Genomic DNA, 25,223 nt, shown 5'->3' on the forward strand with positions numbered 1-25,223 from the left:
GAATTTCGGATCAGGCGTCGACGTCCGGCGGTGCCTCGTGCTCGGGCAGGTCGTCGCTCGACGCCGTCTCCTCGTCGACCAGCGCGAGCTTGCAGAACTCCTCGCCGAAGGGGGTCAGGTGGATGCTGCGACGGACGACCTTGGCGAACTTGACCGAGTGCAGGGCGGCCAGCACGTCGGGCTGCGCCTCGAGCACCTGGTACTCGAGGTGGTCGTGCACCGCCTCGCGGGAGAACCACACCAGGCCGAGCCGGAAGAGGTTGTTCAGGTACGACGGCACCTGCTCCAGGTAGCGCAGGCCGGCCCGGGGCCCGACCATGTTCAGCCCGGGCGCCACGAGCTGGCTGCTCACCATGCCGATCGGGCCGCCGGTGCGGATGTCGACGCTCGGCTGCGGGCCGTTGCGCAGGAGCATCACCAGGATCCGCGCCTCGTCGGGCGCGAGCTCGTCGAGGATCCGGTCGAAGGCGGGGTGCCGGTCGTCCTGGCTCCAGACGTCACGGGACTTCTCGAGCAGCTCGTTGCCGCGCTCGCGCAGGGTCTGCGGACGGTTGGCGACGACATGGCCGTCGACGACCGGCGAGGACGTGGCGGCCGGACGGGAGCCGGCGCCGCCGAGCGACTCGCCGGCCCGGGTCAGCGCGGTGGCCACCGGCACGCCGCCGGAGACCTGGCGGGCGACCTCGCCGAGGGCGTTGACGTAGCTGCCGACGTCGCGGATGAGCGAGGCCGCCTCGTCGCGACTGGTCACCGCCTTGCCGACGCGCATCCAGTTGCGGGTCGTCAGGCGCACGCCCCAACCGGCCGTGTGCAGCGCCGCCGAGCCGGCCACGCGGGCCAGGCCCGGCAGCGACTCCGCGACGGCGGGACCGGTCAGCGCGGGCAGCCGCGGCAGGCCCTCGTCGTCCAGGCCCGCGTCGGTGGTGTTGTCCTTGGCCACGCTCACATCCTCCATCAACGACCGGTCCGCCGGTCCGCTCCGCGTCTGGCTCGTCACACTGCCCCCGCCGCCGGCATCAGTGGCCCGGCAGGCCGGGGATCCAGTGCCAGACGAACAGCCCGACGTGCAGGAAGCCGCCGGCGGCGCCCATCACGGCGCCGTGGAGGTAGAGCATCCACTCGTCCTCCTTGATGGCCGAGCGCATCATCTCCACGAAGTCCTTCGGCGGGAGCTCCTTGGTGCGCCGCGCGATCAGGACCCGGATCTTCTCCGACTGCTGCTTGCTGAAGTCCGCGTCGCGGAACGGCGTGATCGTGCGCCCGACCGCCTCCATCGCGAAGGAGTCCTTGATGCTGTCGTAGCGCCGGCCGCCCATCGCGACGTTGACCGCGCCGCGCAGCGGCCCGGCCGCCTTGTCGATCGCGGGCCGCATGGCGGTCGCGATCATCTGGCGGGTCCGGTCGCCCCGCGGTCCGTCCATGAGGAAGTCGCCGATGCGCTCGAGCGTGATGACGTCGTCGGCGATGATCCGCGCGTAGACCTCGGCGCACTCGTCCTGGCGGCGCAGGAACAGGCCCTGCACCTTGATGCCGAGGATCCGCTTCTCCTCCGGCGGGTCGAAGATCAGCCACATGCCCAGCAGGTTGGTGGTCCACCCGACGAAGACGCCGAGGATCGGCAGCAGCCACCAGATCTCGAAGGTCACGTCGATGATCGCCACCGGGATGCCCAGCAGGAAGCCGAAGATGAAGCCGAAGGCGACCATCAGGTTGAGCTCGCGCTGGCCGACGTCCTTGAACACCCGGACGACGAGCTCGGGGTTCTTGCGGAAGTGGTCGATGACCATGATCTTCGGGTCGAGCAGCTGGTTGATGTGCACGCCGATCTCGTCGGTGATCGTCTTGACCACCCCCGGCAGCTGGGCCTGGACCCTGTCGATGACGGCCTGGCGGACGGGCTTCGGCAGGTCCCGCCACAGCCGCGGGTGCTCGCGCATCATCACGTCGTGGACCAGCTGCGGCAGGTCGGGACGGAACACGTTGACGATGTGCTCGGCGATCTGGTCCGGCTCGAGCTGGGCGTAGAACTCCGCCGGCGTGCCGAGCTTCGCGATCACCTTGTCGACGGCGATGCTGCCCATCTTGGCGGCGCGCGCCGGGACGATGCCCTGCCAGCCGACGCCGCCCTCCATCAGGCCCGGGATCTCCTGGACCTTGCGCGGCATGATGCCCGCGATCTCCCTGAGGCCGGGCACCCGGAAGCCGTGGAAGTTGATCGGCTTGAAGAGCATCCACAGGCCCGACCAGTTGATGAGCCAGCCGATGACACCGGTGAAGATCGGGATCGAGACGAAGTAGATCCAGTTGACGTGGTGGGCCCAGTCGGCAAGCCCGTCCAGCACTGCGTCCACGCGCACCTCTCGTCCTCCGAGTCCCGCTGAGCCTGGTGAGCCCCATTCCGTCAAACGGTCTCGACGGCCTGAGGTTAGTGCCTGTTGTGGCGAATGGCACAGGGATCTCAGGTCACGGTGTCGCAGGAACTGCGACACCGTGTGCCCAGCGGCTCGGCAGCTCAGTCCTCGGCCACGAGCCGCACGTCGTCGGCCACCGGGCCGAAGTCGCCGAAGGGCTGGACCCGGAAGGAGATCCGCGCGGTGACCTGGTCCTGCTCGACGAAGCCGAAGGTGCGCGAGTCGTCCGACCCGCCCCAGTTGTCGCCGAGCAGCCAGAACCGCCCGTCCGGGACGGTGACCCACGCCGGCTCCTTGCCGCGCGGCAGCGTCGTACCGTCGTCGGCGCAGCAGGGCTCGACCTTCTCGCCGACGCGACCGGACCAGGCCGGGTTGTCGACGACGTACACCGTGTCCTCCCCCGCCGGCTTGATCCGTACGACGGGCGGGTCGCCCACGGCGCTCGCCTGGACCCGGTCGCCCGGCATGCCGATCACCCGCTTCACGACAGGGATCTCGCGGTCGCCGAGGGTGCTCTCGACGATGTCGAAGCGAGCCACGTCGTCCTTGCCGAAGGGATTCACGACGAGGCGGTCGCCGTCGGCGAGGGTCGGCTCCATGCTGTGCCCGGACACCTTCACGGAGAACGCGAGCACCGCGATCACGACCAGCATCGCGGCGAAGAAGACGACCAGCGCGGCGACGCCGAGCGCGGTGCGGAGCCACCTGCGGCCCTCGGCACGATGAGTCACGGCGCGAACGGTACGTGATCGGCCGGGCGGCCGGCGCCCCCTTCGGCAGGATCTGGCGAGACCTGAGAAAAATCTGTTACTCACTGTCGCGCACAACCGGTGTTGTGTGTCACACTCCGTCACGCTTGGCCAAGGACATGGGGATGCGGCCAGCGTCCACCGCCGGTTCGGGAGGGATCGGCGGACGTGTTTCCTTGGGAGGGAAATGTGAAGAAGGAAATCGGTATGGGCCGCACCCGCATGGGTCGGTTCGCAGCCGTGACGGTGCCGGCCACCCTGCTGACCGCAGGCCTTGGCGTCGCCATGTTGCAGGGAATGGTCGGCGCCGTGCTGTCGTCGGCCGACGGGTTCACGCTCAACAGCGACCGGATCACCAGCGACGGCCTCAAGGCCCGCACGGGATCCGCCGACGTCGCAGGCGGCGACCAGGCCACGCTCTACGCGGAGACCGGGTCGAACACCAACGCCAGCGGCATCGAGGTCGTCACCCCGGACGTGACCCTGCCCCTGCTGGGCATCGGTGCCCACCTCGAGGTCACCTCGACGGACACCACCATCGCCCTCGGGTCGGTGGGCCTCAACGCCAAGACGCTGAACACCCCCAACGGTGCGACGCTCGGCAGCACCACCATCGGTGTCGCGCAGTCCGAGGCGGGCTTCGCCAACACCACGACCGACAGCGGCTACGTCGCCGACGGCTTCGCCCTGACGAGCTCCTCGGCGGACCTGCCGAACGTCAACGCGACCGCCTACGCGATCACGCTGGAGAGCCTCGCGCTCGACAACCTGTCGCTCTCGGTCGCGCTCGGCAACTGATCAACTCCTGATCCAGCCGACGCCACGACCGACCGCCTGATCAGCGGACGGTCCTCTCAGCACTCCCTCGTGGGGGCGCGCCGGCGCGCCCCCACGAGGCCACCGCCTTGTCGCAAGGACCCTCGCATGACTGACATCTCCGCCGTCACCGGCACCTCCGACGTCGCCGTCGACGTCACCACCCCGGCCCCCGCGGCCGGCCGGCCGACCCGGCTGCGGCACGGGTTCACCCGCTTCCGTCGTACCCGCCCGTTCTGGGGATCGCTGATCCTGCTCGCGGGCGCCTACTTCATCGCCCGCCCGCTGCTCGGCGGGACCTTCGAGTTCTACACGACCGTCGGCGTCCGCAGCATCACCCCGCTGCTGCTCGCCGGCGGGATGGCCGCCGCCGCGTGCATCGCGCTCGTGGTTCCGGCCCAGCGGCACTTCCCGGCGATCGTCGCGATGATGCTCGCCGTCGCCTCGCTGCCCCTCGCCAACCTCGGCGGCTGGCTGGTCGGCATGGTCCTCGGGATCACCGGCGCGGGGCTCGTCTTCGCGTGGGCGCCGTACACGGACAAGCAGCTGGCGCGCTTCGCCGAGCGTGACGCGCGGCGCCAGGAGAAGCGCGACGCGCGCCGGGCCCGGCGATGACGGACCGCCGCAACCGCCTCCCCGACCGGGTACGACGGGCGGCGGCCGCGCGCTCGTCGGCGATGGTCGAGCGGGCCGAGGTCCGGCAGGGCACCCGCCGGCGAGCGCTGGTGCCGCTCGCCGGCGGGCTCGCGGCACTGATCGGGATGTTCCAGCTGGTCAGCAGCAGCGTGCTGGCGGTGAACTTCACGACCGCCGACCAGGAGTTCCAGCTGTACTCGAACTACCTGCAGGGCGCGCAGGCCGCCGGCTTCCTCTCGACCAACGACAGCTCGACCGGCGAGGACAACGGCGTCGCCGAGCTCGGGATCAGGTCGGCCAAGCTGGCGGGCCTGTGCGCGATCGCGCACGAGGACGTCCCCGTCGTCGGGGAGGTCACCTTGATGATCCTCGCCGGCGTGCCGGTGCGCAGCAGCTTCACCAACGGCGCCAACACGACGACCGACGGCGCCGGCAACGCGCTGACCTACGACGCCAACGGGCTGCTCACCGGCGGCAACCACATCACCGCCAGCAACCTGTTCCTCAACTCCCGCTCGCTCAACGGCTTCGGCAACCTCATCAGCGGCATGAACCTCGGCCAGAGCGCCGACACCGTCGACGACACGGCCGGCATCGCGTGGCCCAACGGCCAGGCCCAGCCCGCGGCGGGCGACTTCGGCCTGACCGTCGACCGGATCAACATCGGCGGTCTCGGCGGCGACACCTACGGCATCAACCTGCAGGGGGCGATCACCTTGCCGAACCTGAAGATCAAGGTCATCAAGGGCCACAAGACGCAGGCCGACTGCCCGAGCCAGGCGGCCGGCTGATGGGCGCGCTGCAGGCCCTGCGGTCGGCCCGGACGTGGTTCCGGGCCTTCCGTCGTACCCGTCCGTTCTGGGGCGGGCTGTGGTGCATCGCGGCCGGGGCGTGGATCGTGCGCTCGATGTTCTTCACGTTCGTCCTCGCGGTGAGCGGTGGCTGGAGCTACTCCGCCGGCTACATCCTCGGCGGCGCGCTGGTGCTCTTCGGGCTGGTCGCGTGGTTCGCGCCGCACTACCGCGCGCTCGTCGGGGTGCTCGCCGTGCTGCTCGGGCTCGCGGCGTTCGTGGCGGCCAACCTGGGCGGCTACCTGCTCGGCTCGGTGCTCGCGATCCTCGGCGGCTCGATGGTCTGGGCGTGGGGCGAGAAGGCACCGCGACGCTCCCGTGGCGGACGCCGTCGCGCCGCCGCGGTCGCCACCCCCGGCGCGTCGTGAACCTGTCCGTACGCCGCCAGCGGTGGCTCGTCCTCGGCGCGATCCTCGTGGTCGCGACCGCGTCCGTGCTGCTGCCGCGCACCGGCGACCGCGCGCTCGGGCAGGGCCGGAGCAGCGCCTACCAGCCGTTCGCCTGCGACCAGCCGGGCAGCGCCGACCCGCAGCAGCGGCGCCAGGAGGTGCAGCTCGACAACGGCGCGGGCGACTTCAACGCGGCCGGCCGGATGCACCCCTGCCTGGCGGGCGTGCGCTGGCACCTGCAGTCGGGCAGTGTCACCACGTCCGACCCCGGTCTCGCGATCGGGCAGATCCGCACGGCGTACGGCCGGAAGTTCCCGAACACCGTCTACTACGCCGCCGCCGGCTCGCGCACCGACCTCTACCAGGTGGCCTTCAGCGGGCTGCAGTTCTGCACCGGCGACACGACACCCGTCGCCGCCTGCCCGGCGTCCGGCACCAACGACATCCAGCTGTACGCCGACAGCGGGGACGCGCCCGCGCCGAAGTCGGCCAGCAACTACCGGCTGACCATCGACCCCGACCAGGCGATCACGATCGGCGGCTCGGGCGTGTGGACCGAGGTCCTGGCGACCGCGAACAGCTCGTTCACGGTGCCGGTCGCGCAGCTGCCGACGGCGACCCACCTGGCCTGCGGTCTCGTCGGCGGTACGGCGCGGGGCGGCTTCCTCGGCATCGGGGGCACCTGCGAGCTCAGCGCCTCGGACTTCGCCGGCGACCTCGCGCAGTGGCTCGGCGGCGGCGAGAACTACACCCTGCTCGGGGTGAACCTCGACTTCTACTACCTGGTCACGCACCGGCAGAACCCGTCGGACCCCTACACGCAGGTGCCGGTGGACGGGTCGGGCAACCCGCTCAACTCGATCCAGCTGCCGAACACCACGATCTCGGTGAGCTGATGGGGGCGACAGTGCCCGGCGTCGTCCACGGAGGGACGCGGTGGGGGCGGATGTCCGTCGTACTCGGCACCGGGCTCGCGGCGCTCGGCGCCCTCGCGACACTGACCTGGCAGCAGGCGCTCGGCTTCGACACGACCCTCGTGATCCAGGACGGCAACGCGACCTTCTCGACGTCACAACTGACCGCCGACGACGCGGCCTTCGGGATGGCGCCGGTCCGGCTCGGCAACGGCCAGTGGAAGAACCTGCTGCGCGCCGGGTTCGCGACCGCCAGCCTCAACGGGCTGTGCGTGTCGAAGACGGAGACCGTGGTCGGCAACATCAGGTACACGGTCAAGCTGACCGCCGGCGACGGCGGCGCCGGGCCGGAGACGAAGGCGGCGAACGCCGCGCTCGACGTCACCTCGCTGCGCGGGGCGGGCATCAACCTGCAGGGCAGCACGCAGATCGGCCAGGCCACGACCGACCTGACGACGACGCCCGGCGCGGCGCCGTACGAGGCGAACCCGTTCGGCGTCCCGCAGACGTACGACGGCGGCTTCTTCGGCCCCGGCACGACCGGCCCGCAGGCCTACTCCGGCACGGGCAACGGCGGCCACGTCAACGGCCAGGGCTTCACCGGGATCGACGCGACCCGCGGCGCGCTCACCCATGTCTACGGTCAGCTCTGGCAGGCCCAGGTCACCGGCAACATCACCCTGCCGAACCTCACCATCCGGGTCTACCCGTTCAAGGACGACATCGGCTTCAACGCCAACGGCACCCCGAACACGACCCCCGACGGCATCGACGACCGCTCCTGCTGGACCGAGGCCCGCCAGGGCACCTACCCGAAGTAGCCGCCCGCGGGCTGGCCTCGTAGGCGCGCGAAGTGTGAGGGTTTCTCCGCCGAAGTGTGAGGGTTTCTCCGCCGAGGTGTGTGACTCTCTCCGCTGCGCGCTGGAGACGGTGTCACACCTCGATGGAGAACTTGCGCCACTTCGGCGGAGAAAACCTCACACTTCGCGGGAGATCAGGTGCCGCGGCGCCAGACGACGATCGACTGGCCGGAGGGGGGTTGCGGGAGGGCAGGCAGGCGGGTGGGCGGGGCGGGGCGGGCGGCGACCGCCTGGCGCAGCGCCTCGTGGGCCGCCTCGAGCTCGGCGACCAGCTCGGCGTTGCGGGAGCGGAGCGCGGCGACGGCGTTCTCGAGGTCGAGGATCCGCTTGACGCCCTCGATGCCGATGCCGGCCGCGGTCAGCTCCGCGATCTCGCGCAGTCGCTCGATGTCGCGGTAGGAGTAGCGCCGGCCGCCGCCGCCCGTGCGGCCCGGGGTGATCAGGCCGACCCGCTCGTAGGTGCGCAGCGTCTGCGGGTGCAGCCCGCTGAGCTGTGCGGCGACGCTGATCACGAAGACAGCGTCGTCGGGAGCAGGCGGGGTGGGCTGCGGCGGCCGTCGCGTGGCCATCAGGACTCCTGGGCCCGGGACTCGAACAGGCCGGCCCGCAGCGAGCTGCTGGCCGACGCCGTGGCGGCGGCGTACGCCTCGAGGGCGGCCTTGGCATCGGCGTCGAGCGTCGCCGGCACCTGGACCTCGACGGTCGCGAGCAGGTCGCCGCGCGAGCCGTCGGCCTTGGCGGCACCCTTGCCGCGCACCCGGAAGGTGCGCCCGTTGGGGGTGCCGGCCGGGATGCGCAGCGTGACCGGGGCGCCGCCCATCGTCGGCACCTTGATCTCCGCGCCGAGCGCGAGCTCGGCGAAGGAGACGGGTACGTCGACGGTCAGGTGGTCGCCCTTGCGCCCGAAGACCCGGTGCTGGGTGACCTTCACGGTGACGTAGAGGTCACCGGCCGGCCCACCGTTGTCGCCGGGGGCGCCCTTGCCGCGCAGGCGGATCCGCTGGCCGTCCTTCACCCCGGCGGGGATCCGGGCCTGGATCGTGCGGGTCGCCTGGCCCAGGCCGCTGCCGTGGCAGGTCGGGCACGGGTCGTCGTAGACCAGCTGGCGTCCGCCGCAGGCGGGGCAGGTCTCGTTCATCGAGAACGCGCCGCCGACGGAGGCCGTGACGAAGCCGGTGCCCTCGCACACCGGGCAGGCGTGCGGCTTGGTGCCGGGCTTGCCGCCGGTGCCGTGGCAGGTCGGGCAGGCACCCTCGGAGCTGATCCGCAGCGACACCGTGACGCCCTCGAGCGCCTCGGTGAAGCCGATCGTCGCGGTCGTCTCCAGGTCGGCCCCGCGCGAGGGACGCGGCGCCCGCCGGCCGGCGGAGAAGCCGCCGCCGAACAGGTCGCCGAACAAGTCGCCGAAGCCACCACCGCCGCCCCCGGCGCGATCGCGGAGCAGGTCCTCGACGTTGACGCTGCCACCGAAACCGCCGCCGTAGCCGCCGCCCGCCGGGAAGCCGCCGCGGCTGAAGAGCTCGCGCGCCTCGTCGTACTTCTTGCGCTTGTCGGCGTCGCCGATGACGTCGTAGGCCTCCGCCACCGCCTTGAACTTCTCGTGCTTGGCGGTGTCGTCGGGGTGCGAGTCCGGGTGGTTGGCACGCGCGAGCTTGCGATAGGCCTTCTTGATGTCGTCCTGCGACGCGGTCTTCGCGACGCCGAGCTCCTTGTAGAAGTCCTTCGTGGCCCAGTCGGACCGGATGCCGTCGTCACTCATCGCGCACCTCCCTTCCGTTCAGTCGTGTCGTCGTGGGTCGTCAAGCCGGGTCGACCACCAGGACCTGCGCTGCCCGCACGACCCGGTCGCCGATCTTGTAGCCGGCCTTGGCGATCACCTTGCAGGTGGTCACCTCGACCTCGGCGTCGGTGCCGATGTGCGAGAGCGCCTCGTGGACGGTCGGGTCGAACGGGTCGCCGACCTCGCCGAACTTGACCAGGCCGAGCCCGGCGACGACGCGCTCGAGCTGCTCGGCCGTGGCCTTGAAGCCGCCCTCGAGCGGCTCGTGCTCGCGGGCCCGGTCGATGGTGTCGAGGACGTCGATGATCGGCGTGAGCGCGGCGTACGTCGCGTTCTCGCGGATCAGCTCACGGTCCCGGTCGACACGGCGCTTGTAGTTGAGGAACTCCGCCTGCAGGCGCTGCAGGTCGAGGGTCCGCTCCTCGAGCTCCATCTTCGTGACCGTCAGCTCGTCGGCCTCGGCCTCCGGGACCTCGGGGCCCGCGGCGCCCTCGGCAGCCTCGGCCGCCGGGGCCTCGTCGCCCTCGGGCGAGGGAGCTGCAGGCTCCTGCAGCTCCCCCTCCTCCGGGTTGAGGTTCTCCTCGGTCACTTGGCGTCGCCCTCGGTGTCCTCGTCGACGATCTCGGCCTCGACGACGTCGTCGTCGGCCTCGCCGGTGGCGCCGGTCGTGCCACCCGCGGCGGCCGAGTCGGCCTCGGCGGCGGCGTACATCGCGGCACCCATCTTCTGGCTGGACTCACCCAGCTTGGAGATGGCGGCGGTCAGCGTCTCCGCGTCGGTCTCGGCGTTCTCGAGGGCACCCTTGAGCGCCTCGACGTCCGTGGTGACCTCGGCCTTGACGTCGTCCGGGATCTTGTCGCCGTTGTCGGCGAGGAACTTCTCGGTCGTGTAGACGAGCTGGTCGCCCTGGTTGCGGACCTCGACGGCCTCGCGACGCTTGGCGTCCTCCTCGGCGTACTGCTCGGCCTCCTTGACCATGCGGTCGATGTCGTCCTTCGACAGCGCGCTGCCGCCGGAGATGGTCATCGACTGCTCGCGGCCGGACGCCTGGTCCTTGGCGGAGACGTGGACGATGCCGTTGGCGTCGATGTCGAAGGTGACCTCGATCTTCGGCACGCCGCGCGGGGCCGGCGGGAGGCCGGTCAGCTCGAAGTTGCCGAGCGGCTGGTTCTGCGACCACATCTGGCGCTCGCCCTGGGCGACCTTGATCTCGACCGACGGCTGGTTGTCGTCGGCGGTCGTGAAGATCTCGGACCGCTTCGTGGGGATGGTGGTGTTGCGCTCGATGAGGGTGGTCATAACGCCGCCCTTGGTCTCGATGCCGAGGCTGAGCGGGGTGACGTCGAGGAGCAGCACGTCCTTGACCTCACCGGCGAGGACGCCGGCCTGCAGGGCGGCGCCGACGGCGACGACCTCGTCCGGGTTGACGCCCTTGTTGGGCTCCTTGCCGCCGAGCAGCTCCTTGACCAGGTCGGTCACCGCGGGCATGCGGGTCGAGCCGCCGACGAGGACGACGTGGTCGATCGCGGAGACCGCGACGCCGCCGTCCTTGAGGACGTTCTGGAAGGGCGCCTTGGTGCGCTCGAGCAGGTCGGCCGTGAGCCGCTGGAACTCGGAGCGGGTCAGCCGCTCCTCGAAGTGCAGCGGGCCGTTCTCGCCGTGGGTGATGTAGGGCAGGTGGATCGTGGTGTCACTGGACGACGACAGCTCGATCTTGGCCTTCTCCGCGGCCTCCTGGAGGCGCTGGGCGGCGATCTTGTCCTGGGACAGGTCGACGCCGTTGGCGTCCTTGAACTTCTTGACCATCCACTCGACGATCGCGTTGTCCCAGTCGTCACCACCGAGGTGGTTGTCACCGCTGGTGGCCTTCACCTCGACGACGCCCTCGCCGATCTCGAGGAGGGACACGTCGAACGTGCCGCCACCGAGGTCGTAGACGAGGATCGTCTGGTCGTCGCCCTTGTCGAGGCCGTAGGCCAGCGCGGCGGCGGTGGGCTCGTTGACGATGCGGTCGACCTTGAGGCCCGCGATCTCGCCGGCCTCCTTGGTGGCCTGGCGCTGGGCGTCGGAGAAGTACGCCGGGACGGTGATCACCGCGTTGGTGACCGTCTCGCCGAGGTAGGCCTCCGCGTCGCGCTTCAGCTTCTGCAGGATGAACGCCGAGATCTGCTGCGGCGTGAAGTCCTTGTCCACCGGGTCGCCGATGTGCTGGGTCCAGTCGGTGCCCATGTGGCGCTTGACGGACCGGATGGTGCGGTCGACGTTGGTGACCGCCTGGCGCTTCGCGACCTCGCCGACGAGCACCTCACCGCTCTTCGCGAAGGCGACGACGGACGGGGTGGTCCGCGCTCCCTCCGCGTTGGCGATGACCGTGGGCTCGCCGCCCTCGAGGACCGCGACGACGCTGTTCGTCGTACCGAGGTCGATGCCGACAGCTCGTGCCATGTGTGTTTCCTCCGTTGTCTGTGGTGCTGGTGTTCAGCTCGGGATTCAAGTTAGTTGAGCCGGATGGACTCAAGTCTGACACAGGGCACAACGGAGGGGTACGCCGGGTTGTTCCAGCCTCCGCCGACTTTCTCCGACGACCGCCCGACCCTCCTTTCTGATCATGTCGGCCACCACCCGGTCGACCTACGATCGGAGGGCCGGGGGTGCCACCTGACCCTCGCGAGGGGGGCGGCCATGAGCCCGGAACAGGTGTCCCGCAGCCATGCCATGTGGGACCGGATCAGTCGGGGAGAGCTCAACGCCGCCGCCACCGACGCCCAGCTGCTGCTCTCCTCGCTCGAGGACCCGGCCGACCGGGCCGAGGTGCACGCGGCGCTCGGCCTGGTGCTGCAGCGGGTCGGTCGCATCGCCGAGTCGCGCGACCGCTTCGCCCGCGCGGCCGAGCTCACCCGGAGCGAGCCCCGCGTGCAGGCGTCGTACGTCGCCGACGAGGCCGGCTCGCGGTTCCTGCTCGGCGACCTGGCCGGCGCGGCGAGCGGGGCCGAGTCCGCGCGGCGCCTCGGCGAGCGCCACGCCAACCGGTTCGCGGCGTGCGAGGCGCTCAACACCCTGGCGGCCGTCGCCCTCGCCGAGGGCCGCACGACGACCGCGCTGCGCCTGACCCGCGAGGGCGTGCGGCTGCAGGCGGGCGAGCGCGAGAGCAGCGGCGGCGCACCGATGTCCCACCTCTACCTCGGCCTCGCGCTCGTCGAGCTGGACCGCTTCGCGGAGGCCGAGGCCGCCTTCACCGAGGGGCTCACCCGCGCCGCCGCCGCGGGTGCGGCCGGCCAGCTCACCTGGTTCCACTGCATGCGGGGGCTCGCCCGCTTCCTCTCCGGCGAGTGGGACGCGGCGACGGCGGACACCCGCGCGGCGCTGGAGGCCGCCGAGCGCACCGGCACCCTCATCGCCCGGCCGCTCGCGCGCGGCATCGTCGGCCTGGTCGAGGCCATCCGCGGCAATGTCGCCGTCGCCGGGCACCTCGTGGCGCCCCACGAGGGCACCCTGATCGCGGTCGGCCTGCCGGGCGAGGAGTGGCTGGCGATGGCCCGGGCCGCGATGGCCGAGGACGCGGCGGCGGCGTACGAGGCACTGGTGGAGGGCTGGCTGCACACCCGCCGGACGCCGTACTTCCTGAGCTGGCGGGCGCTCGCCCCGGCCGTCGTGCACCACGCCGTGCGCCGCGGCGACCACGCGCTCGCGGCGGACGTGGTGGGGGCCGCCGAGACGGGGGCCGAGCTCGCCGGCGACGTGCCGTCGGCGCGCGGTGCGGCACTGCGCTGCCGCGCGACGGTGGACGGTGACGCCGAGGCGGGGCTGGCGGCGATCGAGGCGCTGCGGACGTCGGGACGGCCGTTCGCGTTCGCCTCCGCCGGCCTCGAGGCGGCGCTGCTCCTCCACGCCGCCGGGTACGACGACCGCGCCCGGGCCGTGCTGCGCGAGTCCGCGGACGCGTTCCACGGCCTGCGGGCCACGCCCTGGCTCGCCTACGCCGGTCAGCGGATGGCGCAGCTCGCCGGCGAGCCGCCGGCGCCGGCCCGCCCCGCCGTCGCCCCCGGCTGGGAGCTGCTGACCCCCACGGAGCGCGACGTGGCGGTGCTGGTGGCGAAGGGGATGTCGAACCCCCAGATCGGCGCGGCGCTGTTCGTGTCACCCCGCACCGTGCAGACCCACACGTCGCACATCTACGCCAAGCTGCGGATCTCCTCGCGGGTCCAGCTGTCCGCGCTGCTGCACCAGCACGGCCTGGACTGAGATTTCTCCGCCAGTCGGCGGATGCCGGCGACCGGCCGCGCGCGGGACGCTCCTCGCATCGGTTCTCGGGTCCATCCACACCACCGCAGGAGCTCCTGATGAAGCGATCCACCTCCCCCGTCACCCACTCCGGGACCCAGCAGCGCTGGCAGGAGATCCACCGCCGCCACGCGGTCCTGCGCCGGGTCATCGACACCGGCCGGATCGACGAGGGGGACCCGGAGCTGCACGCGGCCTTCCCCGACCGCGACGACCTCGTGCGGGCGCTGGTGCAGCACTGGACGACCCTCATCGGGGGCTGCGTGGACTTCGCGCTCGAGGTCGGCGAGGAGAACGACAGCGTCGAGACGCTGCGCGAGGCCCACCGGGCGGCGATGCGGCGCGAGCCCGCGCTCTACCCGCTGATCCTGCACACCACCCGCGGCCCGCTCGGTGCGGCACTGGTGGAGCGCGAGTACCTCCGGCTCGCGTGCGCCGTCGGCATCGCCACCCCGGGTACGTCGGGCGCGGCGGCCTCGCACGAGGTCGCGCAGATCCTGGACGGTGTCCCGACGCCGGTCGCGGCGCCGCGGCCGTCGCGGCTGCGCTCGGCCTTCGAGTGGATCGCCGGCCCCGCCACCGGCCAGCACCCGGTCCAGGAGCTGCTGCACTGAGCGTCACCCACCACCCCTCGGCCCGGTCCACGTCACCGGGCGGGAGAGCCGCGGCCTGCCCTACGCGAACAGGCCCGCGAGCTGGACCCGCCCGGTGACGTCGCACTTGCGGCAGGCGGACGCGAGCTGGGCCTGCACGGTCCGCGGCGAGACGCCCAGCCGCTCGGCGATCAGCTGGTTGGTCAGGCCCTCGACCGCGAGGCGCACCACCCGCTGCTCGCCGGGCGTCAGCAGGTGCCACGGACCCGACCGGGCCGGTGCCGCCGCGGGCTCGCTGGAGACCCGCACCAGGTCACGAGCCACCTCCGCGCTCCACGTGGTGGCGCCCAAGCGGTGGAACACGGCCGACGCCTCCCGGAGGGCCGCCATCCGTCGTACCGGGTCGGGGGCGGTGCGGGCCGCGGCGACGCACCCGAAGGCGAGCGGCAGCGGCCGGCCGGCGGTGCGCAGCAGCGCCAGCCCCTCGTCGAGGCCGGCCGCCGAGCCGGAGAGCGCGGCCGCGCAGCACAGGGCCGTGGCCCGGGCGCTCGCCGTGCCAGCGGCCTCCGCCACCGCGCCGACCCGGGCGCTCACCGCCTCCGCCAGGGCCCGGTCCCCGCGCTGCACGGCGAGGGCGACGAGCGGGTGGGCGAAGACCTTCCAGGCGAGGAAGCTGGGCATCCCCCGCAACCGGAACCACGCCTCGCACAGCGCGTCGTAGCGCTCGTCGTCGTCCGCGCTCGTCGCGGCGACCGCCAGCGCGACCCACTCCTCTCCCAGCCCGCCGCCGGGGCCGAGCCGGTGCGAGCGTGCCCGCGCGATCAGCACCCGGGCGTCGCCGACGTTGCCGCGCAGGCCCTCGATGCAGGCCGCGATCCCCCACGCGAGCGGCCGGGCGGCGAGGGCGCCGGTGGCCTCGGCGCGCTCGAGCGAGCGGCGCGCCTCGTCACGGGCGGCCTCCCAGCCGCCGTCGATGAAGTGGAGCATCGCCTGGGACGCGAGGTACCACGCCAGCTGGCCGGTGTCGCCCTCCTCGAGCGCGATCCGCACGCCCTCCGCGATCGCCGCGTGCGCCTCGTCCATGCGGTCGAGCTCCGCGAGCACCATCGCCAGCAGGACGTGCGCCGTGGAGCGGTACTCCGCCTGGCCGATCCCGTCGTCGTCGTACGACGCCGCGGCCTCGGCGCACGCGAGCGCCTCCGCGAGCCGGCCGCGGCCCAGGTGCACCGCGGCGAGCGTGGTGCGGGACTGGCGCACGGCGAAGTCGATCCCGTGCTGCTCAGCGAGTACGACGGCCTCGCTCGCCTCCGCCTCGGCCTGCTCGAGCGAGCCGGACAGGACGCTCGACAGCGAGGCGACCGCCAGCACGAGCGCGCGGTCGGGACCGGACTGCCCGACCAGGGTGAGCGCCCGCGCGAACTGGTCGCGCGAGTCGGCCATCAGCCCGGTGCGCTGCATCATCAGCCCGATCGCGGCCTCGACCCGGCCGCACTGCACCCGGTCGGTGCTGATCGTCAGCAGGCGCGTGGCGAGGGCGAAGGCGCCGTCGAAGTCGCCCGCCTGGATCCGCACCCACAGGTCGAGCTCGAGGTCGGAGACCGCCGGCTGCTCGCCCATGGTCCATCGTCCCCGCCGGGCCGGGGAGCTGCCAACCGGAGGAAACGCCGGTCGCTCGGTCAGCCTCGATCCACCGGCCGAGGCTCAGCCGACGGTGACGCGGATCTCGTTGCTGACGGTGCCGTCGTCGCGGTCGATGACGCGGAACCGGTTGAGGCCGCTGACGCCGGTGAAGATGTAGCTGGAGAACGTGCCGTTGGTGACCCCGACGCTGGCCGGGAAGTCCGCCCACGCGCCGTCCTGCCACCGCTGGAGCCACAGGATGGCGCCCTCACCGCCGGGGTAGACGCCGCTGAAGTAGATCCGCTCGCCGGAGCTGACCGTGGTGTCGACCGCCTGAAGCGAGATCTCGCCGGCTCCGGGGGACGCGGTGTCCGTGGCCTCGGTGGTCTCGCTCTCCTCCGGCTCCTCGGTCGCGTCGGAGGTCGCGGTCGACTCCGTCTCGGGGTCCTCGGTGTGCAGCGTGATGAGCGGGCCACTGGCGCCGTCGGTCTCGGCCGGGGTCGGCAGGTACATCGAGTCGTGGGCCGACGAGCCGCCGCCCGCCGAGCTGTCGCCGCCGCCGAAGCCGAGCACCTTGGTGCCGACGAGGGCGGCCAGGGCGAGGATCAGGCCGACGCCCAGGCCGACGGCGACCAGCGCCACCAGCCCGTTGAGCACGGGGCGGTCGGCGTGGGGCTCGTTCGGGTGGCTCACGCGGCCCATTGTCCGGGAGCCGCCAAGAAATCAGAAACCGCGCGTCCAGACGACCTTCTCGTGCAGCCGGCGCGAGCGCCAGCCGGCGTCGGTGCGCACGAACGTGTGCTGGTACAGGCCGCCGACCTCGACGACGCGCTCACCGCCGCGACCGTCGGCGATGCGCATCGGGTTGTGGAAGTACGCCGTCACGGCGGCCTCGTCACGCGAGTCGGCGAAGTCGAAGGCGAGCTGCCCGAGCATGTGGATGCGGTGCGTCGAGAAGCCCGGGAGCGCCTCGGCGAGCCACGCCTTCACCACCGGGTACGCGTCGGCGACGCCGCCGCTCTCGGTGTAGTCGATGTGCGCGTCGGGAGTGAAGACGGTGTCGAGACGGTCGAAGTCGCCCTCGTCGACGGCGAGGGTGTAGCGGGTGATCGCGTCGGCGATCTCCGCGCGGTCGCTCAGCTCCTGCAGGTCCACGGGGCTCCTAGCGGGGTTCGAGGACGACGACCGGGATCTCCCGGTCGGTCCACGCCTGGTAGTTGTCGAAGTCGGCGTAGAGGTCGACGAGCCGGGGCCACAGCGCGGCGCGCTCGTCGGGCGCGGCGACCCGCGCACGCACGGCCCGGCTGCGCTCGCGCGGCACCGCGACCGTCGTGTCCGGGCTCGCGACGAGGTTGTGGAACCACTGCGGGTTCTTCGGCAGGCCGCCCTGCGAGGCGACGACCACGAGGTCCTCGCCGTCGGCGAGGTAGAGCAGCGGGGTGGTGAACCGGGTGCCGCTCCTGCGGCCCACGTGGTCGAGCAGCAGGACGGGGACCGGCTTGCGCCAGCCCGCGCCGATCCGCCACTTCGCGCCGATCCGTCCGTTGGTGAGCCGGTAGACCGCGACGTTGGCCCGGGCGCCGTACTTGATGATCTTCGCGACGATCGGCTTGTCGAGGCCGTCGGGCTTCGGCTTGGTCGCTGCCATGGGACTCACTCTGGCACAGATCTAGAACACGTTCTAGTGTGGGCCCATGCGCTTCTCCTTCGCCGAGGGCATGACCCAGGCCAGCTACTACGCCCCGCTCGCCCAGGCCTGCGAGGCCGCCGGCTACACCTCGATGACGATCGCGGACAGCCTGATCTACCCGCAGGAGTCCGACTCGAAGTACCCCTACACCGACACCGGGGACCGCGAGTTCCTGCTCGGCAAGGAGTTCATCGAGACCTTCATCCTCTGCGCGCACCTGTTCGCGGTCACCGAGAAGATCCGGCTCACGCCGTTCGTGCTCAAGCTCCCGATCCGCCCGCCGGTGCTCGTCGCCAAGCAGGCCTCGTCGCTCGCCTTCCTGTCGGGCAACCGGCTCGGTCTCGGCGTCGGCCTCTCGCCCTGGCCCGAGGACTTCGCCGCGCTCGGCGTCCCGTGGGAGCGGCGCGGCAAGCGGATGGACGAGTGCATCGACATCCTGCGCGGGCTCACCCAGCCCGGCGACGAGCCGACCTTCTTCGGCTACCACGGCGAGTTCTTCGACATCGAGCCGCTCCAGCAGTGCCCCGCCCCGACCGAGCGGATCCCGCTGCTCGTGGGCGGCCACTCGGACGCGGCCCTGCGCCGCGCCGTACGCAAGGGCGACGGGTGGATGCACGCCGGCGGCGACGGCGAGGAGCTCGACCGGCTGCTGACCCGTCTCGCCGAGATCCGCGAGGAGGAGGGCGACACCCGCGACGACTTCGAGGTGCACGTGATCTCTTACGACGCCTACACCCTCGACGGCATCAAGCGGCTCGAGGACAAGGGCGTCACCGACTGCATCGTCGGCTTCCGGGTCCCGTACATCAAGGGGCCCGACACCGAGCCGCTCGAGACGAAGATCAAGCACCTCGAGCAGTACGCCGAGAACATCATCGCGAAGGCCAACGGCTGATGTCCGGGTCGGCGTCCCTCGGGCTGACCGCTCCCCTGCAGGCCGCGATCGCGGAGGCCGAGGAGCTGATCGCCAACGCCCCGTTCATCCGGACCGAGGCGGACCGGCTCGAGGGCTACGACTACCTCGCCGGCCGGATCCGGATGGCGATGCAGACGGCCTTCGACTACGACCTCGAGCAGCCGGTCTTCATCAACCCGACCCACCAGTTCTCGCGCCAGGGCCTCGACAACCCGGACGCCGTGTACTTCACCGCCTACCTGCGCGAGGGCGTCTCGTACGTCATCCGGGGCAGGCGCGGCACCTCGGCCGACCTGTCCTTCCAGGTCATGGGCGGCAGCTACAGCGCGGACTCGGCGGCCACGTCGCTGATGGCCTTCGACGACCGCGAGCTCGACGTCGCCGAGGACGGGTCCTTCGAGTTCACCTACACCGCCGAGACGGGCGCCAAGACGCTGATCGTGCGCGAGGTCTTCAACGACTGGGACAACGAGACGCGCGGCACCCTGACCATCGAGCGGGTCGACACCATCGGCCAGCCGCGGCGGGCGCTGAGCGCCGACCTGCTGCGCAAGAAGTACGAGGTGGCGGCGCGGTCGCTCACCAGCTCCATCCAGACGTGGTTCGCCTTCCCCCACTTCTTCCAGTACAAGGAGCCGGTCAACACCCTCACCGCACCGGCCTCCACGCCCGGCGGCCTGTCCTCGCAGTTCTCCTCGATCGGCCACTACGAGCTCGGCGAGGACGAGGCGATGGTCGTCAGCGTCCCGCGCTGCGACGACTGCACCTACCAGGCGATCCAGATCGGCTCGGACTGGTACGCCTCGACCGACTACGAGACGCACCAGACGTCGCTGACCAAGGCGCAGGCGCACACCGACGACGACGGCGTGATGCGCTTCGTCATCTCGGAGCAGCCGCCGGCCCTGCTCGACGGCACCCCCGCGCCCGCGGCGAACTGGCTCGAGACCACCGGCCACCGCACCGGCCCGATCATGCTGCGCTGGCAGCAGCTGACCCGTGCCCTGTCGGCGGCCGACGGTCCCACGGTGGAGGTCGTGCCCGTGGCCGAGGTCGCCAAGCGGCTCCCCGGCCTGGCCGGCCTCACGCCCGAGGAGTACGCCGACCGGATCGCCGCGCGGCAGCGGGCGGTGGCGCGCCGGATGATCTCCTAGGGCGGCGGCGGGCGTGGGTCGTGTGCCTGAGACCCCGTGATCCCGATGTCTCAGGCACACGACCCCGCGACGGATCCGCTCAGGCGGGGATCCAGTCGAAGGTGTCCGGGTTCGGGCCCTGGCGACCTGCCTCGCCCTTGTCGAGCGCGGCGATCGCGGCGACCTCGTCAGCGGTGAGGGCGAAGTCGAAGACGTCGAAGTTCTCCGCCAGGCGCGCCTTGCTGAGCGACTTCGGGAACACGATGTCGCCGCGGTCGAGCGCCCAGCGCAGGAGCACCTGGGCGGGGGTCTTCCCGTGCGCCTCGGCGACCGCGAGCACCGCGGGGTCGGTCAGCTCGCCACCACCCTGGCCGAGCGGCGACCACGCCTCGACGTGCGCGCCGTGCCGCAGCGTGGCCGCCCGCGCGGCCTCGTTGGCGAAGTACGGGTGCACCTCGACCTGGTTGACCACGGGGACCACACCGGTGGCCGCGACGATCCGGTCGAGGTGGTCGGGCTGGAAGTTGGAGACGCCGACCGAGGTGGCCAGGCCCTCCTCCCTCAGCTCGAGCAGCGCCTCCCACGTGGAGACGAAATCGCCGTCGTACTGCGTGGGCAGGGGCCAGTGGATGAGCAGCAGGTCGACCCGGTCGAGGCCGAGCTTCTCCAGCGAGACGCGCGCGGAGTCCTTCGCGTCGGCGGGCCGGTGCCGGTTGTTGTTGACCTTGGTGGTGACGTAGACGTCGTCCCGGGCGAGCCCGGAGGCGGCGATGGCTGCGCCGACGCCCTTCTCGTTGCCGTACATCTGCGCGGTGTCGACGTGGCGGTAGCCGATCTCGAAGGCGTCGGACACGACGCGCTCGACGTCGTCCGGCGACACCTGCCAGACGCCGAGGCCGAACTGGGGGATGGACGTGTGGTCGTTGAGTTCGATCCGGGGAGTGCTCACGCCTGGGACAACCGGTCGGGCGCCGGACTATTCCGGCAACGCCTCTCCACGACCTCTTCCCCAAAACTGAAACACGTTCTAGTGTGTGCCCATGGTGGATCTGCTGACCGACAAGGTCGTCGTGCTGTCCGGTGTCGGCCCGGGACTGGGTCGCTCGCTCGGCGAGGAGGCCGCGAGGATGGGCGCCGACCTGGTGCTCGCCTCGCGCACGCCCAAGCGGCTGGAGAAGATGGCCGAGGTGGTGCGGGCGCACGGACGCCGCGCGCTCGTCGTACCGACGGACATCACGGACGAGGACCAGCGCAAGCAGCTGGTGGAGGCGGCGCTCGACGAGTTCGGCAAGGTCGACTGCCTCATCAACAACGCGTTCGGCATCCCGCCGATGGACCCGATCAGCACCCTCGACCTCGAGGGCCTGCGCAACGCCAACGAGACCAACGTCTTCGCGCCGCTGCGGCTCTCGGCCCTCTTCGCCGACGCGCTGGCGCAGACCGAGGACAAGGTCGGCGGCTCGATCATCATGGTCAACTCGTGCGTCATCTACAGCAGCCAGCCGGAGTACAGCGGCTACAAGCTGTCGAAGGGCACGCTCGAGCACCTCGCGCAGTCGCTGGCGACCGAGCTCGGCCCGCGCGGGATCCGGGTCAACAGCGTCGCGCCGTCGTACATCTACGAGGACGTCAACAAGGCCTACTTCGACTGGATCGCGCAGGAGTCCGGGCGGACCCACGAGGAGGTGTACGCCGAGAAGGCGGAGCCGACCGACCTCAAGCGGCTCGCCACCCCGGACGAGGTCGCGCGCGCCGCGCTCTTCCTCGCCTCCGACCTCGCCTCCGCGGTGACCGGACAGATGCTCAACGTCGACTGCGGCGAGTTCCACGCATGAGCCAGGCCATGAGCGAGCGCCAGCGCGACGACGTCGGCACCTTCGAGGACATCTGCGCCGCCGCCACCCGCACCACCGGCCTGACCGACTTCGGCTTCGCCGACGCGCCCGGCCACGAGGAGGCCTTCCGGATCCTCGTCGAGGACCTGGGCTCCCCGGAGGCCGGGCTCACCGGTACCGGCAACTACTTCATGCGCTCGCAGGTGAAGAGCGCCCTCGTCGCCCGGTTGCTCACCCAGGCGCGGTTCACCGAGTTCCCGCAGCACGCCGACGTCGTCATCGAGCGGCCGATCTTCGTCCTGGGCCTCCCCCGCACCGGCACGACGGCGCTCAGCCGGCTGCTCTGCGCCGACCCGGCTCACCAGGGCCTCGAGATGTGGCTGACGGAGTTCCCCCAGCCGCGCCCCCCGCGCGAGACGTGGGAGTCGGACCCGATCTTCAACGCGATGCAGGCGGCCTTCCGCGAGCACCACGTCACGAACCCCGAGTTCATGGGGATCCACTACTCCGACGCCACCGAGCCCGAGGAGTGCTGGCGGGTGCTGCGGCAGACCGGGAAGTCGATCGGCTTCGAGTCGCTGGCCCACGTGCCGGCGTACTCCTCCTGGCTGGCGACCCAGGACTGGACCGACGCCTACGAGCGGCACCGGCAGAACCTGCAGCTCATCGGGCTCAACGACCAGGACAAGCGCTGGGTGCTGAAGAACCCCTCGCACCTGATCGCGCTCGACGCGCTGATGGAGGTCTACCCGGACGCGCTCGTCGTGATGACCCAGCGCGAGCCGGTCACCTCCGTCGCGTCGGCCTGCTCGCTCTCCGCGGAGGCCACGGGCGGCCACTCGACGACCTTCGTCGGCGAGACCCTCGGCCGCGACCAGCTCGGCCACCTGACCCGCCAGTGGCACGCCTTCTGGCAGGCCCGCAGCAAGTACGACGAGAGCCAGTTCTTCGACGTCGACTACCGCGCCTTCGTCCAGGACCCCGTGGGCACCGTGGGCGCCATCTACGACGCCTTCGGGCTGACCTGGAGCGACGCGGCGCAGCAGGAGGTGCGCCGCCTCGACGAGGAGTCGCGCAGCGGCCCGCGCCGGCCGTCGCACAGCTACGACCTGGCCGACTACGGGCTGACCGAGGCGGAGATCCGGGAGTCCTTCACCCGCTGAGCGCACGTAGCCATGCGCGGCAGCGCGGCGGGAGGCGCCGCCGGGCAGCTTGCTGCCCTCCTCGCGCCGGAGACGCGCTCGCGCCAATGATCAGACGCGCTCACGCCAAACAGACCGCGTGGCAGCGCGGCGGGAGGGTTCGACGGCAGCTTGCTGCCTCCCGCCATCACGCCGGAGACGCGCTCACGCCAAACAGAGCGCGTGGCAGCGCGGCGGGAGGCGTGCGACGGCAGCTTGCTGCCTCCCGTCATCACGCCGGAGACGCGCTCACGCCAAACAGAGGCAGAACGGGTGACCGGCCGGGTCGAGGTAGACCCGGAAGGTCGTCCCCGGCTGGTGCTCGTGCTTGGTCGCCCCGAGGCCGACGACGACCGCCTCCCCCTCGTCGAGGTCGTCGACGTCGACGTCGAGGTGGACCTGCTGCGGGACCTCCTGGCCGGGCCAGGCCGGTGGTCGGAAGTCGTCGACCCGCTGGAAGTGGATGTGGTGGTCCCCCGAGGAGACCGTGGCCCAGCCGCCGTCGGGGTCGATCTTGGGCGACCAGCCGAGGACCGCGCCGTAGAACTCCGCGAGGAGGATCGGGTCGGGGCAGTCGAGGACGAACTGGGGATTGCGTGCGATGGGCATGTCCCGACGCTAGGCACGACCACCGACATCGCCGCCGGGCGTGGGCGCGGGGGTCGAGCAGGCGGTCGTCCACAGGCTGACGGAGGCCGGGTTTCGTCCACAGGCCGGGCTGCCCACGCTGCCTGCATGAGTGTCCACCGCGTCGTCGACCACCAGCTCTCCCTGGCGCTGCCGCGCCACTGGCCCACGCGCGAGCGACCCGCGCCGGGCATCGTGCTCGAGGCACGCTCGCCGGTGGTGCCGGCGAGCGGGCTCGCGCCCGCGCTGGTGGTGCGCACGGTCCCGCTCGACGACCTGCCCGCACCGCCGGCCGGGGTCGAGGTCGAGGACGCCGACGAGTTCGAGCTGGGTGGCCGCAGGGTCGGCTACGAGCGGCTGGGGCACGCCGTCGGGGCGACCGAGGTCGTCACCGACCAGTGGACGTGGATCGTCGGCGACACGGCCGTCGTGGTGGCCGGCACGGTGGCGCGCGCCGACTACGCGGACTACTGCGACGTGTTCGAGGACGTCGCGGCGACGGTCGTCCTCACACCGACCGGCGCCGGCGGACCCGGATCCGTGCGCCTCGCCGGGGCACGCTGGTGATGTTGCGGACCTTGGGCACGTCGTGACCGACCGCGCTGACGTCGTACCGGCTGAAGACCTCGCGCAGCACCTCCACGCCCTCCATCAGCGAGAAGCCGGCGCCGATGCAGCGCCGGACGCCGCCGCCGAAGGGGATCCACACGTTGAGCGCGGGCGCGTCGCCGCCGAGGAAGCGCTCGGGCCGGAAGACCTCGGGGTCGGCGAAGTTCGACTCCTGCTGGTGGCTCATGATGATCGACGGCCCGACGGTCGCACCGGCCGGCAGGTCCCAGCCGCCGACCGTGGCCGGCTTCATCAGGGTCCGCACGACCATCGGGATGATCGGGTGGAGGCGCATCGACTCCTTCAGCACCGCCTCCAGCCACGCGTCGTCGCCCTCGTCGGCCGCGCGCTGCGTGCGGGCGAGGAGGTCCGGGCTGCGGCCGACCTCGACCAGGGCCCACGACAGGGCCGACGCCGTCGTCTCGTGGCCCGCGAGCAGCAGGGTCACCAGCTGGTCGCGCAGCTCGGTGTCGTCGAGGCCGCTCGTCGGGTCCTCGGGGTCGGTGGCCGCGAGCAGCCGCGAGAGCACGTCGGTGCGGTCGCCGAGGTCGCTCGCGCCGCGCCGCTCGCGGATCTCGGCGTACATCAGCCGGTCGAGGTCGACCTGGTTCTCGACCGTACGACGCCACGGGCCGAGCTTCTGCAGGCGCGGGTAGGCCCAGCCGAGCAGGATCGCGGGGTTGATCTCGACGGTGTGGTTGACCGCCGGCCGCAGCTGCGCGAGCCGCTTCTCGTCGGTGACGCCGAAGACCACGCGCAGGATGACCTCGAGGGTCAGGGAGTTCATCCGCTCGAGCGCCCGGAAGGTCTCCCCCTCGCGCCAGCCGTCGACCTCGGCGGCCGCGACCTCGGCGACCATGCCGCGGTAGCCGCGCAGCGCGTGGCCGAGGAAGGCGGGCATCAGCATCTTGCGGGCCCGGTGGTGCTCGCCCCCGTCCTGGAGCAGCAGCGAGTGCTCGCCCATGATCGGACCGAGGATCGCGTTGCCCTTGCCGGCGTGGAACACCTCGGGGTCGGCCGCGAAGATCTCCTTGGTGACCTCGGGCCGCGTGAAGAGGACCAGCGGCCGGCCGCCCGGGATCAGGTTCACGGTGTAGGCGTCGCCGTACCTGCGGTGCAGCCACGGGTGGAACTGGTGCCGGAAGCGCATCAGCGCCACCGTCTGGACGATCGCGGGCCAACGCGGACCGGGCGGCAGCGCGTCCATCGGGACCGGCGGCAGGTTGCTGCCGCCGACGACGCTGGTGTGCCGGAACCGGCGCAGCGTGAGGTCGCGGGTGTCGGGGGTGGTGCGCTCGGCTTCGATCGTCACCCGGCCGACGCTACGCCCGG

The 25,223-nt window shown here is 71.9% G+C and carries 27 protein-coding genes; 13 read left to right on the top strand and 14 right to left on the bottom strand.

The window, feature by feature from the left end; translation table 11 throughout:
- Positions 1-10: 10 nt before the first annotated feature.
- From BJ993_RS25330 to lepB, 3 genes are all read right to left on the bottom strand, one after another.
- The gene (locus BJ993_RS25330) at positions 11-940 is read right to left on the bottom strand and encodes an Abi-alpha family protein (RefSeq protein ID WP_207006860.1); all 930 of its coding nucleotides are present in this window, start codon (positions 938-940) and stop codon (positions 11-13) included.
- 76 nt (positions 941-1,016) lie between these two features.
- Positions 1,017-2,351 carry a DUF445 domain-containing protein gene (locus BJ993_RS06465; RefSeq protein WP_308645500.1) on the bottom strand — a complete coding sequence of 445 codons (1,335 nt, stop codon included), beginning with the start codon at positions 2,349-2,351 and terminating at the stop codon, positions 1,017-1,019.
- A 161-nt stretch (positions 2,352-2,512) separates the two neighbouring features.
- Positions 2,513-3,142 carry a signal peptidase I gene (lepB, locus tag BJ993_RS06470; RefSeq protein WP_179648130.1) on the bottom strand — a complete coding sequence of 210 codons (630 nt, stop codon included), beginning with the start codon at positions 3,140-3,142 and terminating at the stop codon, positions 2,513-2,515.
- Between the two features lie 225 nt (positions 3,143-3,367).
- Between lepB and BJ993_RS06475 the strand changes: the two genes are divergently transcribed.
- From BJ993_RS06475 to BJ993_RS06500, 6 genes are all read left to right on the top strand, one after another.
- On the top strand, positions 3,368-3,958 hold the full coding sequence (locus BJ993_RS06475) for a DUF6230 family protein (protein WP_036548727.1): 591 nt from the start codon (positions 3,368-3,370) through the stop codon (positions 3,956-3,958).
- 126 nt (positions 3,959-4,084) lie between these two features.
- On the top strand, positions 4,085-4,591 hold the full coding sequence (locus BJ993_RS06480; protein ID WP_179648131.1) for a DUF6114 domain-containing protein: 507 nt from the start codon (positions 4,085-4,087) through the stop codon (positions 4,589-4,591).
- Positions 4,588-5,403, top strand: coding sequence for a DUF6230 family protein (locus BJ993_RS06485; protein WP_179648132.1), 816 nt, complete (start codon positions 4,588-4,590; stop codon positions 5,401-5,403). Before BJ993_RS06480 ends, BJ993_RS06485 begins: the two co-directional genes overlap by 4 nt.
- Positions 5,403-5,831, top strand: a complete 429-nt coding sequence (locus tag BJ993_RS06490; protein ID WP_179648133.1) for a DUF6114 domain-containing protein — start codon at positions 5,403-5,405, stop codon at positions 5,829-5,831. The genes BJ993_RS06485 and BJ993_RS06490 overlap by 1 nt, the downstream gene beginning before the upstream one ends.
- Positions 5,828-6,748, top strand: a complete 921-nt coding sequence (locus tag BJ993_RS06495; RefSeq protein ID WP_179648134.1) for a hypothetical protein — start codon at positions 5,828-5,830, stop codon at positions 6,746-6,748. Before BJ993_RS06490 ends, BJ993_RS06495 begins: the two co-directional genes overlap by 4 nt.
- A 50-nt stretch (positions 6,749-6,798) precedes the next feature.
- A complete protein-coding gene (locus BJ993_RS06500) occupies positions 6,799-7,587 on the top strand; it encodes a DUF6230 family protein (protein ID WP_179648135.1) in 789 nt (262 codons plus the stop codon).
- A 173-nt stretch (positions 7,588-7,760) separates the two neighbouring features.
- Here the strand turns inward: BJ993_RS06500 and BJ993_RS06505 are convergent, their stop codons facing one another.
- Genes BJ993_RS06505 through dnaK form a run of 4 tightly spaced genes read right to left on the bottom strand, consistent with a single transcriptional unit; the run spans position 7,761 to position 11,851 of the window.
- A complete protein-coding gene (locus BJ993_RS06505; RefSeq protein ID WP_179648136.1) occupies positions 7,761-8,195 on the bottom strand; it encodes a heat shock protein transcriptional repressor HspR in 435 nt (144 codons plus the stop codon).
- Positions 8,195-9,385, bottom strand: a complete 1,191-nt coding sequence (gene dnaJ / locus BJ993_RS06510) for a molecular chaperone DnaJ (protein WP_036548741.1) — start codon at positions 9,383-9,385, stop codon at positions 8,195-8,197. The genes BJ993_RS06505 and dnaJ overlap by 1 nt, the downstream gene beginning before the upstream one ends.
- 40 nt (positions 9,386-9,425) lie before the next feature.
- The gene (gene grpE / locus BJ993_RS06515) at positions 9,426-9,995 is read right to left on the bottom strand and encodes a nucleotide exchange factor GrpE (RefSeq protein ID WP_179648137.1); all 570 of its coding nucleotides are present in this window, start codon (positions 9,993-9,995) and stop codon (positions 9,426-9,428) included.
- Positions 9,992-11,851 (bottom strand): molecular chaperone DnaK, encoded by a 1,860-nt coding sequence (gene dnaK, locus BJ993_RS06520; protein ID WP_036548745.1) that lies wholly within the window; start codon positions 11,849-11,851, stop codon positions 9,992-9,994. Before dnaK ends, grpE begins: the two co-directional genes overlap by 4 nt.
- Positions 11,852-12,088: 237 nt before the next feature.
- Here dnaK and BJ993_RS06525 point away from each other — a divergent pair, with 237 nt between their 5' ends.
- Positions 12,089-13,648, top strand: a complete 1,560-nt coding sequence (locus BJ993_RS06525) for a LuxR C-terminal-related transcriptional regulator (RefSeq protein WP_179648138.1) — start codon at positions 12,089-12,091, stop codon at positions 13,646-13,648.
- Positions 13,649-13,746: 98 nt separating this feature from the next.
- A complete protein-coding gene (locus BJ993_RS06530; protein WP_036548750.1) occupies positions 13,747-14,301 on the top strand; it encodes a hypothetical protein in 555 nt (184 codons plus the stop codon).
- A gap of 60 nt (positions 14,302-14,361) precedes the next feature.
- On the opposite strand, the gene BJ993_RS06535 is transcribed toward BJ993_RS06530, so the two are convergent.
- The 4 genes from BJ993_RS06535 to BJ993_RS06550 all read right to left on the bottom strand — a co-directional run bounded on the left by BJ993_RS06535 (position 14,362) and on the right by BJ993_RS06550 (position 17,548).
- Entirely contained in the window at positions 14,362-15,897 is a 1,536-nt protein-coding gene (locus BJ993_RS06535) for a LuxR C-terminal-related transcriptional regulator (protein WP_179648139.1), read from the bottom strand.
- A gap of 84 nt (positions 15,898-15,981) precedes the next feature.
- A complete protein-coding gene (locus tag BJ993_RS06540; RefSeq protein WP_179648140.1) occupies positions 15,982-16,593 on the bottom strand; it encodes a hypothetical protein in 612 nt (203 codons plus the stop codon).
- 30 nt (positions 16,594-16,623) lie between these two features.
- A complete protein-coding gene (locus BJ993_RS06545; protein WP_036548763.1) occupies positions 16,624-17,055 on the bottom strand; it encodes a nuclear transport factor 2 family protein in 432 nt (143 codons plus the stop codon).
- A gap of 7 nt (positions 17,056-17,062) precedes the next feature.
- On the bottom strand, positions 17,063-17,548 hold the full coding sequence (locus tag BJ993_RS06550) for a nitroreductase family deazaflavin-dependent oxidoreductase (protein WP_036548765.1): 486 nt from the start codon (positions 17,546-17,548) through the stop codon (positions 17,063-17,065).
- A 46-nt stretch (positions 17,549-17,594) separates the two neighbouring features.
- Here BJ993_RS06550 and BJ993_RS06555 point away from each other — a divergent pair, with 46 nt between their 5' ends.
- Together BJ993_RS06555 and BJ993_RS06560 are read left to right on the top strand one after the other, a co-directional pair.
- Positions 17,595-18,485 carry a TIGR03619 family F420-dependent LLM class oxidoreductase gene (locus BJ993_RS06555; RefSeq protein ID WP_179648141.1) on the top strand — a complete coding sequence of 297 codons (891 nt, stop codon included), beginning with the start codon at positions 17,595-17,597 and terminating at the stop codon, positions 18,483-18,485.
- Entirely contained in the window at positions 18,485-19,660 is a 1,176-nt protein-coding gene (locus tag BJ993_RS06560) for a hypothetical protein (protein ID WP_179648142.1), read from the top strand. Before BJ993_RS06555 ends, BJ993_RS06560 begins: the two co-directional genes overlap by 1 nt.
- A gap of 79 nt (positions 19,661-19,739) precedes the next feature.
- Here the strand turns inward: BJ993_RS06560 and BJ993_RS06565 are convergent, their stop codons facing one another.
- Positions 19,740-20,588, bottom strand: coding sequence for an aldo/keto reductase (locus tag BJ993_RS06565; RefSeq protein ID WP_179648143.1), 849 nt, complete (start codon positions 20,586-20,588; stop codon positions 19,740-19,742).
- 91 nt (positions 20,589-20,679) lie between these two features.
- Here BJ993_RS06565 and BJ993_RS06570 point away from each other — a divergent pair, with 91 nt between their 5' ends.
- Both BJ993_RS06570 and BJ993_RS06575 read left to right on the top strand, forming a co-directional pair.
- Positions 20,680-21,474, top strand: a complete 795-nt coding sequence (locus BJ993_RS06570; RefSeq protein WP_036548776.1) for an SDR family oxidoreductase — start codon at positions 20,680-20,682, stop codon at positions 21,472-21,474.
- 8 nt (positions 21,475-21,482) lie between these two features.
- Positions 21,483-22,637 (top strand): sulfotransferase family protein, encoded by a 1,155-nt coding sequence (locus BJ993_RS06575; RefSeq protein ID WP_179648144.1) that lies wholly within the window; start codon positions 21,483-21,485, stop codon positions 22,635-22,637.
- Between the two features lie 267 nt (positions 22,638-22,904).
- On the opposite strand, the gene BJ993_RS06580 is transcribed toward BJ993_RS06575, so the two are convergent.
- Positions 22,905-23,264, bottom strand: coding sequence for a VOC family protein (locus BJ993_RS06580; RefSeq protein ID WP_179648145.1), 360 nt, complete (start codon positions 23,262-23,264; stop codon positions 22,905-22,907).
- A gap of 126 nt (positions 23,265-23,390) precedes the next feature.
- Between BJ993_RS06580 and BJ993_RS06585 the strand changes: the two genes are divergently transcribed.
- Entirely contained in the window at positions 23,391-23,849 is a 459-nt protein-coding gene (locus tag BJ993_RS06585; RefSeq protein ID WP_179648146.1) for a hypothetical protein, read from the top strand.
- On the opposite strand, the gene BJ993_RS06590 is transcribed toward BJ993_RS06585, so the two are convergent.
- On the bottom strand, positions 23,791-25,203 hold the full coding sequence (locus BJ993_RS06590) for a cytochrome P450 (protein ID WP_308645501.1): 1,413 nt from the start codon (positions 25,201-25,203) through the stop codon (positions 23,791-23,793). The two genes, BJ993_RS06585 and BJ993_RS06590, sit on opposite strands and share 59 nt — an antisense overlap.
- Between the last annotated feature and the right edge of the window lie 20 nt (positions 25,204-25,223).

It is taken from the genome of Nocardioides aromaticivorans (assembly GCF_013408525.1).
Lineage (GTDB): Bacteria > Actinomycetota > Actinomycetes > Propionibacteriales > Nocardioidaceae > Nocardioides > Nocardioides aromaticivorans.